The sequence below is a fragment of the Pseudomonas sp. JL27(2026) genome (assembly GCF_056933555.1).
In genome coordinates this window covers 3,328,207-3,342,236 of the sequence record NZ_CM167794.1, presented here as the reverse complement: position 1 = coordinate 3,342,236, position 14,030 = coordinate 3,328,207, and the positions used below count along the sequence as shown (strand labels likewise).

The window sequence follows — 14,030 nt, the reverse complement described above, 5'->3', positions numbered from 1 at the left end:
TGGTGGCCTGCCGAGGAGATTGAAATGGCTTACGATTTTGACCTTTATGTGATTGGCGCCGGTTCTGGTGGCGTACGTGCAGCGCGCTTTGCTGCCGGTTTTGGCGCAAAAGTGGCCGTGGCGGAAAGCCGCTATCTGGGCGGTACGTGTGTGAACGTCGGCTGCGTGCCGAAGAAGCTGCTGGTGTACGGTGCTCATTTCGCCGAAGACTTCGAGCAAGCGCAAGGTTTTGGCTGGTCGCTGGGCGAGGCGAATTTCGATTGGCCGACATTGATCGCCAACAAGGATCGCGAGATCAACCGTTTGAACGGCATCTATCGCAACCTGCTGGTTAACAGCGGCGTGACCTTGCATGAGGCCCATGCCAAGGTTTGCGGGCCTCATGAGGTTGAGGTCAATGGTGAGCGTTACACAGCCAGGAACATACTGATTGCCACGGGCGGCTGGCCGCAGATTCCGGATATTCCAGGTCGCGAACATGCCATCAGCTCCAACGAGGCGTTTTTCCTCAAGGAGCTGCCCAAGCGTGTTCTGGTCGTGGGTGGCGGCTACATCGCCGTCGAGTTTGCCGGGATTTTCCATGGCCTGGGCGCCGAGACTTCTTTGCTGTACCGGGGTGACCTGTTTCTGCGCGGCTTTGACGGCGCGGTGCGCAAGCACTTGCAGGAAGAGCTGACCAAGCGCGGGATGGACTTGCAATTTAATGCTGACATCGAACGCATCGAGAAACTGGCCGATGGCAGCTTGAGCGTGACCCTCAAGGATGGTCGTGACCTGGTGACGGACTGCGTGTTCTATGCCACCGGTCGCCGCCCAATGCTGGACAACCTGGGGCTTGAGAACACGTCGGTCAAACTCGACAAGAAAGGTTTTGTCGAGGTCGATGAGCTGTATCAAACGGCTGAGCCTTCGATTCTGGCCATTGGCGACGTCATTGGTCGCATTCAGCTGACGCCTGTCGCTCTGGCTGAAGGCATGGCCGTGGCGCGCCGGTTGTTCAAGCCTGAGCAGTATCGTCCGGTCGATTACGCGATGATTCCGACTGCTGTTTTCAGTCTGCCGAATATCGGTACGGTCGGATTGACCGAAGAGCAGGCGCGGGAGGCGGGCCATGACGTGCAGATCTTCGAGAGCCGTTTCCGGGCGATGAAGCTGACCCTGACTGAGTGCCAGGAACGGACCCTCATGAAGCTGGTTGTGGACGCCAAAACCGACAAGGTTCTGGGTTGCCACATGGTAGGCCCCGAGGCGGGGGAGATCGTGCAGGGGTTGGCGATTGCCTTGAAGGCAGGGGCCACCAAGCGCGATTTCGACGAAACCATCGGCGTGCATCCTACGGCCGCCGAAGAGTTCGTCACCATGCGTACGCCTGTAGCGGGCTAGTCGTCTTTCGGGGTTTCTGGGGTGTTTTCTGTGTCTGGTGTCGCCTTGGTGGCTGCCAGATGCAGGGCTTCCAGGCTGGCTTGCGCTTTCACGGCGCTCAGCTCCAGTTGCTTGATGACCTGGGTCTGCGCGTCGACGGAGTGGCTGAGTGTCTGGCTCTCCAGCAGGGCTACGCGCAAGCGTTCCTGGAGGAGGGTGCATTCTGCGTCGGCACGGCGGGTTTGTTCCAGTGACTGCTCCTGACGTTTTTCGCTCTGCTTGAGTTGATCCTGCAACAGGTTCAGCTCGCGCAGCGTGCCGCGGTTTTCGGTCAGCAGGCGTTCGTTGTCGCGGTTGAGCTGGGTGATTTCATCCTGGCGTATCAACGCGCTTTGCTGGGCCTGGCGCAACTCCATCTGAATCTGCTGAACCTGCCCTTCATGGCGGCGTTGTTCCTGCTCGCGCTGATCCTTCACGGCGTTGCGGTAATGCTCGAGCGCGTCGCGGGCGTGCAGATGTTTATCTTCCAGTGAGCGAATCTGCTCATCTTTGTCATTCAAGCGTAATTCAAAATCTCTTAGTGCCTGGTTCAGACCGGCGTTGCGGGTTTGCTCGGTCTGCAGCATGGATCGGGTGTTCTGCAGCGTGCTTGTTTCATGGGCGAGCGCTACACCTTGAACCTCCAGTTGCTGCTTGAGCTGCGCCTGCGTCAGGAGGGCATCCGCCAGTTGTGCCTCAAGCTCCTTTTTTGCCTGGTCGAAGGATGCCTGCGCGAGGTCGATCGGCTCCTGCGCCTGTTCCCGCAAGCGCTGCGCCAGTCGCGTCACCAGGGCGGTCAGTTCGCTGTCGAGCTGTTCTTGCGGGTCGCTGATGTGTTCGACACCGTTATCCAGCTCTTTGAGGTAGCGATGGATGGTGGTTTTCGACCCGGTATTCCCCATTTCAATGCGCACGGCATCAATGCTGGGGTGTTCGCCACGAGCGAGGATCGCCAAGCGTGCCGTCTGCACGAGTGCCTTGTTTACGCCGCCACGAGCCATGTTCTCTCCTACGATTTAGTACTGTGGTACGTACCACGTAAATTGCCTATGTGCCATGTTATCGATGATCCGTATAAATTACAAAAGATGACATGGGATATACTGGTATTACCCCGTGTGATGAGCGTTTTATACGGTTTTGAGCGGCATTGGCCGTACGTTTGCGAGGTTTGAGCTGATGACTGATCTGGATCGCTATCTGCAAGCGGCCACCCGCGATAACACCCGGCGCAGCTACCGGGCGGCCATTGAGCATTTTGAAGTGAGTTGGGGCGGGTTCCTGCCAGCCACCAGCGACAGCGTCGCGCGTTACCTGGTGGCGCATGCCGGTGAGTTGTCGATCAACACGTTGAAGTTGCGTTTGTCCGCGCTGGCGCAATGGCATAACAGCCAGGGCTTTGCGGATCCGACCAAGGCACCGGTGGTGCGCAAAGTCTTCAAAGGCATTCGCGCCTTGCATCCGGCGCAGGAAAAGCAGGCTGAGCCGTTGCAGCTTCAGCATCTGGAGCGCGCGGTCGTGCACCTGGAGTTTGAAGCAACTGAGGCGAAGGCTGCGGGTGATCAGCCCGCATTGCTGAGGGCGCGGCGTGATGCGGCGTTAATTCTTCTTGGCTTCTGGCGCGGGTTTCGCAGCGATGAGTTGTGTCGCTTGCAGGTTGAACATGTCCAGGTCGTGCCAGGCTCAGGCATCACCCTGTACGTGCCGCGCAGCAAGAGTGATCGCGAGAACCTCGGCAAGACCTATCAGACACCTGCCTTGCAACGTTTGTGTCCGGTGCAGGCCTACATCGAGTGGCTCAAAGTTGCAGCGCTGGTGCGTGGGCCGGTATTCCGAGGCATCGACCGCTGGGGCCACCTGGGCGAGGAGGGTTTGCACGCCAATAGCGTGATTCCGTTGTTGCGTCAGGCACTGGAACGCGCAGGCATCGCGGCCGAGCAGTACACCAGTCACTCGCTGCGGCGGGGGTTCGCCACGTGGGCCCATCGCAGCGGTTGGGATCTCAAGTCCTTGATGAGTTATGTCGGTTGGAAGGATGTGAAGTCCGCCATGCGCTATGTTGAAGCCAGCCCCTTTCTCGGGATGGCCCGCATCGCCGAGCAACCTGTTGGTGGGTGATACAGGTTTCTTCTATTAATACAGTCGGCTAATAGCGAAAACCAATCAGCAGCATCAGCTTTGCCAATGAGCCATCCGGCGATCGAGTGGTTAGGATTCACCTCATCAACTTTTCAACCCTGACGGAGAGTCAACGATGCCTATCATCAACAGCCAAGTTAAACCGTTCAAAGCTACCGCATTCAAAAACGGCGCATTCGTCGAAGTGTCGGACGCCGACCTGAAAGGCAAATGGTCCGTTGTGTTCTTCTACCCGGCTGACTTCACCTTCGTTTGCCCGACCGAACTGGAAGACCTGGCTGACAACTACGCCGAATTCCAGAAGCTGGGCGTTGAGGTCTACAGCGTGTCGACCGACACCCACTTTGCTCACGCTGCATGGCACAACACCTCGCCTGCGATCGGCAAAATCCAGTACACCATGATCGGTGACCCGACCCACGTCATCTCCCGCAACTTTGACGTGCTGATCGAAGAAGTCGGCCTGGCTGACCGTGGCACCTTCGTGATCAACCCTGAAGGCCAGATCAAAATCGTCGAACTGAACGACGGTGGCGTAGGCCGCGATGCGAACGAACTGCTGCGCAAGATCAAGGCCGCTCAGTACGTTGCTGCTCACCCAGGTGAAGTGTGCCCGGCCAAGTGGAAAGAAGGCGAGGCCACCCTGGCACCGTCTCTGGACCTGGTCGGCAAGATCTAAGTCTGTGAAGTACATCAGGGCGGATTACCGCACCTAAGTAAGCTGCACCGCCCTCAAAAACGCCCGGGCGAGATTCGCTCGGGCGTTTTTTTTACGATCTACAAAAGGAAATCGCCCGTATGTTGGACGCCAATCTTAAAGCTCAGTTGAAGTCATACCTGGAACGGGTCACCCAGCCGATCGAGATCGTCGCCTCCCTCGACGACGGTGCGAAATCCCAGGAAATGCTCGCGTTACTCAAAGACGTTGCCAGTCTTTCCCATCAAATAACCTTGCTCGACAACGGTACGGATGCGCGCAAGCCATCGTTCTCGTTGAACCGCCCGGGAAGCGATATCAGCCTGCGTTTCGCCGGCATCCCCATGGGCCACGAATTCACTTCGTTGGTGCTGGCCTTGCTGCAAGTCGGCGGTCACCCTTCGAAGGCCAGTAATGAGCTGATCGAGCAGATCCGCTCGCTCAAAGGCGAGTTCAACTTCGAGACGTACTTCTCGCTGTCGTGCCAGAACTGTCCGGACGTGGTCCAGGCGTTGAACCTGATGGCGGTGCTTAACCCGAACATTCGCCACGTTGCCATCGACGGTGCGTTGTTCCAGGCTGAGGTCGAAGATCGCAAGATCATGGCCGTGCCGAGTGTTTACCTCAATGGTGTCAACTTCGGCCAGGGCCGCATGGGCCTGGAAGAAATCATCGCCAAGATCGACACCAGCGCCATCGAGCGCCAGGCCGAGAAAATCAACGCCAAGGAAGCCTTTGATGTGCTGGTGGTGGGCGGTGGTCCGGCCGGTGCATCGGCTGCGATCTACGCGGCCCGCAAAGGCATTCGTACCGGCGTTGCGGCCGAGCGTTTTGGTGGTCAGGTGCTGGACACCATGGCCATCGAGAACTTCATTTCCGTGCAGGAAACCGAAGGGCCGAAACTGGCGGTTGCGCTGGAAGAGCACGTCAAGCAATACGACGTCGACATTATGAACCTGCAACGCGCCGATAAGCTGGTGCCGGGTAAAAACGGCGAGCTGCACGAAATCAGGTTCGCCAGTGGTGCTTCGCTCAAAGCCAGGGCTGTGATTCTTGCGACCGGTGCTCGCTGGCGTGAAATGAACGTTCCCGGTGAACAGGAGTACCGCAATAAAGGTGTGGCGTACTGCCCGCACTGCGACGGTCCGTTGTTCAAGGGCAAGCGTGTGGCCGTGATCGGCGGCGGTAACTCGGGTGTCGAGGCAGCCATTGATCTGGCGGGTATCGTCAAGCACGTGACGCTGCTGGAGTTTGATGTGCAGTTGCGCGCCGATGCGGTGTTGCAACGCAAGTTGCACAGTTTGCCGAACGTCACCGTCATCACTAGCGCCCAAACCACTGAAGTGACGGGCGACGGCCAGAAGGTCAACGGCTTGCGCTACAAGGATCGCCAGTCGGGCGAAGTGCTGAATGTCGAACTGGAGGGGATCTTCGTTCAGATCGGTTTGCTGCCGAACACTGACTGGCTCAAGGGCACCATCGAGCTGTCGCCGCGTGGCGAGATCATCGTCGATTCGCGGGGCGAGACGTCAATGCCTGGCGTGTTCGCTGCCGGTGACGTGACCACCGTGCCGTACAAGCAGATCGTGATTGCGGTCGGTGAGGGGGCCAAGGCATCGCTGAGTGCTTTCGATCACCTGATCCGCACCTCTGCGCCTGCATAAACGTCAACGCTGAAAACACAAAACCCCATGAGCGATCATGGGGGTTTTTGTGTCTTGCGCATTTCAAGTATGGGAGCGGGCGGGGCGAGGTTCCCATATTGGATTTTCGGTGAGTTTTACAGCGGCGCCGGCTGAATGATTTCAACCCAGTAAGCATCCGGGTCCTTGATGAAGGCCAGGCTCTTCATGCGGCCGTCGTTCAGGCGCTTCTGGAAATCGCAGCCCAGCGCTTCGAAACGCTCGCATGCTGCACGGATATCCGGCACCGAAATGCAGATATGACCGAAACCGCGTGGGTCGGTATTGCCGTTGTGATAGGCAAAATCCGGATCGTTCTCGGTGCCGTGGTTGTGGGTCAGTTCAAGAATCCCGGGGATCGACTTCATCCACTCGGTACGTGCAGCAGCGTCGGCCGGGATCTGGGCTTTATCGACCAATGCCAGGAAATACAAACTGAATTCAGCTTCCGGGAAGTCGCGTTTTTCTACCAGGGTAAATCCCAGGATTCGGGTGTAGAAGTCCAGGGACTTGGTAATGTCCTTGACTCGCAGCATGGTGTGGTTGAAGACAAATTTTTGCGTGGCGGTGTCAGGCTGGGCGGTAACGCCGGGGAATGTGTTCAGATCGTGCAGGCTCATGGGCCCTCCGGGAAATAAGTGGGGCAAACGGTGCTCGCGATGACGAGCAGTCCCTTGGCTTGCGATTGATGACGCTTCCTTGCAATGCGGCCATGATACGCAAGCGTTTGCGTCGAGCCAAAGCAAAAGCGTGGCTATTGCCTGGCCGAGTAGCCGGGTTCAGACTTTATTTCTTGTCTTATGAGTAGTGACTGCAATGATCCGACCCCATCAAATCGCATTCGTTTTGTTCTGCCTGCTGATCGGGGCGACCGGCGCCAAGGCCGCCGACCCGGTCGTCACCTGGCCAGACGGGTGGGAAGTCGAGGCGCTGGCACAAGAGGAGGCCGCACAGGTTTTGCGGCAACGAGCCGTGAAGAATGATCAAAATGGCACGCCGGTCATGGTGATGGAGTTGACCACGACTCAGGTTGAAGCCGGGCATCAGGTCAACTTGCAAGGCGTATTACTGGAAATGCGTAAGTCGGTGCAAAAAGACTTTGCTGCGGGCGGCTATCAAAGTGTGTGCAACAAGATCCATCCCGGCACGTTGGGCCGACTCGCGGCGCTTGAAACCACGTGTACGATCACGCAGAACGGTCGCCATGTACTGTCGCAATCGCTGGTTGCCGCGATTGATGCGGACAAGGCGTATGTATTCTCCTGTGCAGGGCAGGCAGAGGCTTACATTGCCAGTCAGAGTGAAGTGCAGAGCACGCGAAACAGTTTGCAACTATAGCTCTGCAGCCTATTAGATCTTGCAGTGAACCGTGGCCTTATGTGTCGGCTATCCAAGGGCATTAAGTCAAAAGTTATGACGCGGGTGCCGCTGGTGAGGTGTCATGGGGCGCTCATGGTAGTTGGCGGCTGTTTGCTGCGAGAACGCCGAATATCGTAACGTCAGATGTTTCTCATATACAAAAAAAGCCCTGCGGATGCAGGGCTTTTTTGTGCGGCGCGATTTAAGCGCGCAGCCAGGAATCAACGGTGCTGGCACCGTATTGTTCTTTCCAGGCTTTCAGGCCACGGTGATTGCCACCTTTGGTTTCAATCAGTTCGCCGGTATGCGGGTTCTGATAAACCTTGACCACGCGAGCGCGGCGGGTCTTCGGTGCTGCGGTTTGCTGCAGGCCGGACTTAAGGTTTGGATCAAGGATGGCGATGATGTCGCGCAAGCCTTTACCGTAGGTTTTCATCAGGCCCTGGAGCTTTTCTTCGAACTCGATTTCTTTCTTGAGCCCGGCGTCATTCTTCAGGGACTCCAGCTGTGCGAGCTGTTCTTGAAGGCGCTTTTCAGCGGCACGAAATTCAGCGAGTCTGGACAATGTCTTTACTCCAATAGTGTATTTGGCTGATACCAACCGCAAACAAAGCTATAAGCCTAGTGCTTTGAGGCGACTCAGTGATATTGGCTCACCCGTCGATCTAGTACAGGTAGGAAAAAGTGTAGTAGTTAATTCGCCAAGAGTAAATCATGTCTTTTTCATGATGTAACTAGGTACCGCCATTTGATTCGAAAATGTCCGCGAACCTTGTTGTATCTTGCACGATGAGCGTAGGCAAGTGGCCAATTAATGGCTATTTATCGCATTAACAAAGTCGGCCCCCGGCATGGGGCGGCCGAAGAGGTAGCCTTGTAAAAAGTTCACACTGTGACCGGCGAGATAGTCCGCTTGCTCAGCTGTTTCTACGCCTTCGGCCACAATGCCCAGGTCAAGCTTTGCCGAGAGTTCGATGATGCTGTCCAGAATGTGCCGCGACAGGGCATCGACACCAATCATCGCGACAAAACTCTGGTCGATCTTCAGGAAATCCACATTGAACTGACGCAAATAACCCAGGCTCGAATGGCCCGTGCCAAAGTCATCGATGGCGATCATCACACCCAACTCATGCAGTTGTTCGAAGAGCTGGTGGGTGATGTCGCTCGGCACAATCAGCTCTCGCTCGGTCAACTCCAGAATCAACGCGACCTTACCGGGCGCAAAGGCTGCCAGGAACTCGCGGCAATCGCTGACAAGCGCCAGGTCCTGGCAATGGTTGGCCGTGATGTTGATGCCGATGTGAAAGCGCTCCTGGAATTTCGTCGCATGGGGGGCGAGCAGCGCAGCGGTCTGCTGCATCAGTGAGCGCGTCATGGGAACGATCAGCCCTGAATGTTCGGCAAAGGGGATGAACATGTCTGGCCGCACAAGGCCTTCTTTTGGATGTTTCCAGCGCATCAGAACTTCAACGCCTGCCCATTGTTTGCTGTCGCCATGCACGACGGGTTGAAAGTACGGAATGAATTCGGCGGCTTCCAGTGCACGCTGCATTTCGTGACTGGGAGACGACGAACGTTTTTGCAACCAATGACCGATGGCCCCGGCAATGACCCCGAAAAAAATCAGCAGGCTGAACAAGGGCGGGTATTCGCTGGCCATGTAGCGCCAGACTTCCCCTTCGGGAAATCCTGCTTCAACTTCAAAGGCATACCGGTTCGACACAAGGTTGGTACGCGCCACCGGTAACGGCGGCAGGAGGCCTTGGTGGACATGCCCGTCGGCCGATAACCAGTTGGGCCCCACTTGCAGTAATAGCAGGGTGTTGCGCCCGATCAGTCGTAATACGTTGCCCAGGTGATAGCCATCAAGTGTCGTCAGCGCCCCTTGTTTGCCCTCACTGAGCCGGTAGACCAGCAACGCAGTGTCGGGCGTAACGGGGTTGCCGTTCATGAGCCATAACTTGCCTTGGGTGTAGTCGCCCGGATTGACCTGTTCCTGATAGTCGCCAAACAGCGAACTGCAATAGAGGTTGTTGTCCCACACCAGGTTGGTCGAGCGTACAAAGGGGCGGCGCGTGACCTGTTCGCGCAGGGCCAGTTTGACGTCGGCGCAGGGTTGGCCGGCCAGCGGCAACAGTTCCTGGGCGGCGATGGCGGTGTTGTCGAGCATCAAGTCGAATTGGCGAATGGCTTCTTCGGCGGTTTGTTGAGTGCTGTGTTCAAGCACCCGTTCGGCTTGCATGTGCAGGATGACCAACCCCAACAGTATTGGAAGCAGGCCGCTCAACAGAGTGATTGCAATCCGGGTGGCGGGTTTACGGCGTGCTTTGAGCGTCAGGGGCATCTGCGAAACCTGAAAGGGGGAGTAGGGCTCTCAAATGCAGGCAGGAAGACGCTTTGCCTCCTCAAAAGCGTTCAGCTACAGGCCATGATAGATCGTGCTTCGGGTTTGCGCTTTTCAAGCGTAATTAAGGCTTTGAGCCAACCGGATGAACGCCAGGGTGGCGGGTGAAGATTGGCGCTGGTCCAGCACGGCTAGCCCGATCTGGCGTTTGACGGCGGGCGACAGTGGTTTTTTCACAAAGCGGTTGTCCGGGCAATTGGGCAGTGAGCGTTCTGCGACAACCGTCAGCGCATCGCCACGGCCGACGATGTCGAGGGTGCTGAGCAACTGCGAGCAGCGGTAGCGAATGTTGGGCGTCAATCGGGCGGCGCTGAACAACCGTGAAACCAGCTCCGAGGAACCCGCCTCGGTGAGAATGAACGGGTCGTGGCACAGGTCGCTCAGGCTCAGGCTGTCGTGCATGGTGAGAGGGTGTCCGGCAGGCACCAGCGCGACCATCTGGTCTTCAAGCAGCGCGACGGTGTCGAAGCGCTCTTCAGGCAGCACCACAAATCCGATGTCGATGCGCCGCTCCTCGAGCCACTGCACGACCTGGCGATCCGGCCCTTCGTCAATGTGCACCTCAATCCCGGGATGGGCCTCGCGAAACGGTTGCAGGATCTGCGGCAGCAACGTGATCGACGAAGTCGGCCCAAACGAGCCGATGCGCAATGTGCCGCGCTTCATCCCCCGAGCATCTGCAGCTTCCTGGCGCAGGGTGTTGGCCAGCCCGAGCATGGCGCGGGCGCGCAACAACAATTGTTGACCGATATCGCTGAGTTCAATCTGCGATGGGTGCCGGTTCAGCAGCTCGACGCCCAGTTCCTGCTCCAGCGACTTGATGGCGTGAGATACCGCCGATTGGGTGATGCCCAGACGGTTGGCTGCGCTGGTAAAGCCACGCAGCTCGGCCACAAGGGCGAAGATCTCAAGTTGGGTCAGGGTCATGAGTATTTGCTCATTTTACGATGATCAGGCATTAGGCAAAGAATAGGTCATCTGCATGACTCACCGTACTGGAGACTTATGAAAAGCTGTTACCCAAGCGCCTGCCCATCGGACAACGCGGTGTATTTGAAACTGGCCGCCGTCACCATGATCTGGGGCGGGACTTTCGTCGCGGGCAGGTTTCTGGCCGATTCGCTGAGCCCGTTGTTTGCCGCGAGCCTGCGGTTTTTGCTGGCGAGCCTGGCCTTGCTGCTGTTCATGCTGCTGGCCCGCATTCCGCTGGTTCGCCCGCGTCCGGGGCAGTGGCTGCAACTGGCGGTGCTGGGGTTTTTCGGGATCTTTTTCTACAACCTGTGTTTTTTCTACGGTTTGCAGCACATCAATGCGTCACGTGCGTCGTTGATCGTGGCGCTGAACCCCGCAGTGATTGGCCTGGCATCGTGGTTACTGTTCAAGGAATCGTTGAGTCGGTTGCGGGGCATGGGGATTGCGATGTGCATCCTGGGCGCGGGAGTGGTGATTGTCAGTGGCAATCGGCAGGTGTTCGACGGTGGTGCCAATGCCTGGCTCGGTGACCTGCTGATACTGGGCTGCGTGGTGGGCTGGGGCGTTTATTCACTGTGCTCCAAAGGCCTGAACGACACACTGGGGCCACTGCAAACGGTGACGTATTCGATTCTGCTGGGCACCGCGATGCTGTGGATCATCAGTGCGCTGCGCGGGGAGTTGAGCATAGAGGTGTTGCGTGGGCTGGACGCTTCGCAGGGCCTGGCGTTGCTTTACCTCGGTGTGCTGGGTTCGGCGCTGGCGTACATTGGTTATTACGACGGCATCCGGAAGATCGGCGCGACGCGCTCCGGGGTGTTCATTGCCTTGAACCCGCTGACGGCGGTGATCCTTGGTGCGTTGCTGCTCGGCGAGCAATTGACCCCCGCCATATACGCGGGAGGGGGATTGATCGTGGCGGGCATTTACTTGTGCAACAAACCCCTTGCGTGTGAAGCAAAAAGGGGGATTTTATAGAGAAGGCGGACAAACCGTTTTACGCTGTGTAGAATCCGGTTACGCATATAAGAATAACGTCTTCTGGCAGCAGAAGCCTCGCCCGCAATAGCCTTGGGTCGACAATGAAGATATTTGGGTTCCAATTGATCTATGGTGATTTTCTCGCCCGCAGTGTGCGAGGTATCTCCTGTGCGCCACCTGCCGCTCTCAGCATTGCTCGTAACTAACGATCCGTTAATTCCAAAAGCAGCATGATGAGGCGCCAACCATGGCAGATTTATACGAAAACCCAATGGGCCTGATGGGCTTCGAGTTCATTGAATTCGCATCGCCAACCCCGAACACCCTGGAGCCGATCTTCGAGATCATGGGCTTCACCAAGGTGGCGACCCACCGCTCCAAAGACGTGCACCTGTATCGTCAGGGCCAGATCAACCTGATCCTCAACAACGAACCCCATAGCGTGGCCTCGTACTTCGCGGCTGAGCACGGCCCGTCGGTGTGCGGCATGGCGTTCCGAGTCAAGGATTCGCAAAAGGCCTACAAGCGTGCCCTCGAACTCGGCGCCCAGCCGATCCACATCGAAACCGGCCCGATGGAGCTTCACCTGCCAGCGATCAAAGGTATCGGCGGCGCGCCGCTGTACCTGATCGACCGTTTCGGTGAAGGCAGCTCGATCTACGATATCGACTTCGTGTTCATCGAAGGCGTCGACCGTAACCCGGAAGGCGCAGGCCTGAAGATCATCGACCACCTGACTCACAACGTGTATCGCGGCCGCATGGCCTACTGGGCGAACTTCTACGAGAAGCTGTTCAACTTCCGCGAGATTCGTTACTTCGACATCAAGGGCGAATACACCGGCCTGACGTCCAAGGCCATGACCGCACCGGACGGCATGATCCGCATCCCGCTGAACGAGGAGTCGTCCAAGGGCGCCGGGCAGATCGAAGAGTTCCTGATGCAGTTCAACGGCGAAGGGATCCAGCACGTGGCGTTCCTCAGCGACAACCTGGTGGACACCTGGGATCGACTGAAAAAAATCGGCATGCGCTTCATGACCGCGCCGCCAGAAACCTACTACGAAATGCTGGAAGGCCGTTTGCCGAACCACGGCGAGCCGGTTGATCAACTGCAATCGCGGGGGATTCTGCTGGACGGTTCGTCCGAGGCAGGGGACAAGCGCCTGCTGCTGCAAATCTTCTCGGAAACCTTGATGGGCCCGGTGTTCTTCGAGTTCATCCAGCGCAAGGGTGACGACGGTTTCGGTGAAGGCAACTTCAAGGCCCTGTTCGAGTCGATTGAGCGCGACCAGGTCCGCCGTGGCGTACTCGCTACCGAGTAAGGCATTGCAGATATAAAACTGTGGGAGCGGACTTGTTCGCGAAGAGGGTGTTTCAGTCATTATCAAGTTGACTGACACATCGCCTTCGCGAGCAAGCCCGCTCCCACATTGTTTTGTGTGCGGCTTAAGGTCTGCGCTGCCGGACCAGATGCTTGAAGCCCTCGAACACCAGCACCACGACGGCCAGCCAGATCGGGATGTAGGTCAGCCATTCGCCGGCCTTGATGCTTTCCCCCAACAGCAACGCCACACCCAGCAGCAATACCGGTTCGACATAGCTCAACAGCCCGAACAGGCTGAATGGCAGCAAGCGGCTGGCGATGATGTAAACCACCAGTGCCGAGGCGCTGATGATGCCCAGCAGCGGGATCAGCAACGACAGCCACGGGTGATGATCGAAGACGCCAAAGCCTTGCTCTCCACTGTGCACGAACCAGTAGGCCACAGGCAGCAGCAGGGCCATGTCCAGCCATAAACCACCGAGGTTGTCGGCACTCAGGCGCCGACGCAGCACAAAGTAGGTCGGGTAACCGATGGCCACCAGCAGGGTCGCCCAGGAAAAACTGCCCACCTGATACAACTCGTTGAGCACGCCGAGGGTGGCGAAAAACGCCGCGACTTTTTGCAGGTAGGAGAGCCGTTCGCCATAGACGAGGCGCCCGGTCAGGACCATGGTCAGCGGCAGCAGGAAGTAACCCAGCGACACATCGAGGCTGTGGCCGTTCAACGGTGCCCACATGAACAGCCACAACTGCACGCCGAGCAGCGCCGAAGAGGCCAGCAGGCCAAGCATCAGCAGCGGTTTGTCGGCCAGCCGCCGAAGGATCTCGATCACCCGCTTCCATTCGCCGGACACCAGCATGAACACCGTCATGCACGGCACCGTGAGCAGCATCCGCCAGCCGAAGATCTCCACGCCGCTCAAGGGTGACAGCAGCGATGTGTAGAAATACATGACGGCAAACAGCACCGAAGCGGTTACCGATAGAGCAATACCTTTAGACAAACTGTCCTCGCGGAATTTTTAGCGGGTGTTAAACGGGCGCAGAGGATACGTTGTTTTCGAGC

General features: G+C 57.5%; 13 protein-coding genes. 7 read left to right on the top strand and 6 right to left on the bottom strand.

Translation table 11 applies throughout. The features are described 5' to 3' along the window. Positions 1-24 precede the first annotated feature (24 nt). The gene (gene gorA / locus AC1Z1G_RS15125) at positions 25-1,383 is read left to right on the top strand and encodes a glutathione-disulfide reductase (protein ID WP_483620879.1); all 1,359 of its coding nucleotides are present in this window, start codon (positions 25-27) and stop codon (positions 1,381-1,383) included. Here the strand turns inward: gorA and AC1Z1G_RS15120 are convergent. Beyond that, a complete protein-coding gene (locus AC1Z1G_RS15120) occupies positions 1,380-2,402 on the bottom strand; it encodes a DNA-binding protein (protein ID WP_483620878.1) in 1,023 nt (340 codons plus the stop codon). The two genes, gorA and AC1Z1G_RS15120, sit on opposite strands and share 4 nt — an antisense overlap. A gap of 178 nt (positions 2,403-2,580) precedes the next feature. On the opposite strand from AC1Z1G_RS15120, the gene AC1Z1G_RS15115 reads away from it, so the two are divergent. From AC1Z1G_RS15115 to ahpF, 3 genes are all read left to right on the top strand, one after another. Beyond that, positions 2,581-3,519: a site-specific integrase gene (locus AC1Z1G_RS15115; protein ID WP_483620877.1), complete on the top strand. Its 939-nt coding sequence runs from the start codon at positions 2,581-2,583 to the stop codon at positions 3,517-3,519. A 136-nt stretch (positions 3,520-3,655) separates the two neighbouring features. Further along, complete coding sequence (gene ahpC, locus AC1Z1G_RS15110) at positions 3,656-4,219, top strand: alkyl hydroperoxide reductase subunit C (RefSeq protein WP_347900659.1); 564 nt, start codon at positions 3,656-3,658, stop codon at positions 4,217-4,219. A 119-nt stretch (positions 4,220-4,338) separates the two neighbouring features. Further along, positions 4,339-5,901 (top strand): alkyl hydroperoxide reductase subunit F, encoded by a 1,563-nt coding sequence (gene ahpF / locus AC1Z1G_RS15105; RefSeq protein ID WP_483620876.1) that lies wholly within the window; start codon positions 4,339-4,341, stop codon positions 5,899-5,901. Between the two features lie 116 nt (positions 5,902-6,017). Here ahpF and gloA read toward each other — a convergent pair whose 3' ends face one another. Then, complete coding sequence (gene gloA / locus AC1Z1G_RS15100; RefSeq protein ID WP_483620875.1) at positions 6,018-6,539, bottom strand: lactoylglutathione lyase; 522 nt, start codon at positions 6,537-6,539, stop codon at positions 6,018-6,020. A 196-nt stretch (positions 6,540-6,735) separates the two neighbouring features. Here gloA and AC1Z1G_RS15095 point away from each other — a divergent pair, with 196 nt between their 5' ends. Continuing rightward, entirely contained in the window at positions 6,736-7,257 is a 522-nt protein-coding gene (locus tag AC1Z1G_RS15095) for a DUF4946 domain-containing protein (RefSeq protein ID WP_483627865.1), read from the top strand. Between the two features lie 223 nt (positions 7,258-7,480). Here the strand turns inward: AC1Z1G_RS15095 and AC1Z1G_RS15090 are convergent, their stop codons facing one another. The 3 genes from AC1Z1G_RS15090 to AC1Z1G_RS15080 all read right to left on the bottom strand — a co-directional run bounded on the left by AC1Z1G_RS15090 (position 7,481) and on the right by AC1Z1G_RS15080 (position 10,612). Then, entirely contained in the window at positions 7,481-7,843 is a 363-nt protein-coding gene (locus tag AC1Z1G_RS15090; RefSeq protein WP_347900654.1) for a histone-like nucleoid-structuring protein, MvaT/MvaU family, read from the bottom strand. A 246-nt stretch (positions 7,844-8,089) separates the two neighbouring features. Then, the gene (locus AC1Z1G_RS15085; protein ID WP_483620874.1) at positions 8,090-9,625 is read right to left on the bottom strand and encodes an EAL domain-containing protein; all 1,536 of its coding nucleotides are present in this window, start codon (positions 9,623-9,625) and stop codon (positions 8,090-8,092) included. A 114-nt stretch (positions 9,626-9,739) separates the two neighbouring features. Beyond that, on the bottom strand, positions 9,740-10,612 hold the full coding sequence (locus AC1Z1G_RS15080; protein ID WP_483620873.1) for a LysR family transcriptional regulator: 873 nt from the start codon (positions 10,610-10,612) through the stop codon (positions 9,740-9,742). A 78-nt stretch (positions 10,613-10,690) separates the two neighbouring features. Here AC1Z1G_RS15080 and AC1Z1G_RS15075 point away from each other — a divergent pair, with 78 nt between their 5' ends. Together AC1Z1G_RS15075 and hppD are read left to right on the top strand one after the other, a co-directional pair. Then, positions 10,691-11,635: a DMT family transporter gene (locus AC1Z1G_RS15075; RefSeq protein WP_483620872.1), complete on the top strand. Its 945-nt coding sequence runs from the start codon at positions 10,691-10,693 to the stop codon at positions 11,633-11,635. 250 nt (positions 11,636-11,885) lie between these two features. Further along, positions 11,886-12,962 (top strand): 4-hydroxyphenylpyruvate dioxygenase, encoded by a 1,077-nt coding sequence (gene hppD / locus AC1Z1G_RS15070; protein WP_483620871.1) that lies wholly within the window; start codon positions 11,886-11,888, stop codon positions 12,960-12,962. Between the two features lie 124 nt (positions 12,963-13,086). On the opposite strand, the gene rarD is transcribed toward hppD, so the two are convergent. Further along, on the bottom strand, positions 13,087-13,968 hold the full coding sequence (gene rarD, locus AC1Z1G_RS15065; protein WP_483620870.1) for an EamA family transporter RarD: 882 nt from the start codon (positions 13,966-13,968) through the stop codon (positions 13,087-13,089). Positions 13,969-14,030: the final 62 nt, after the last annotated feature.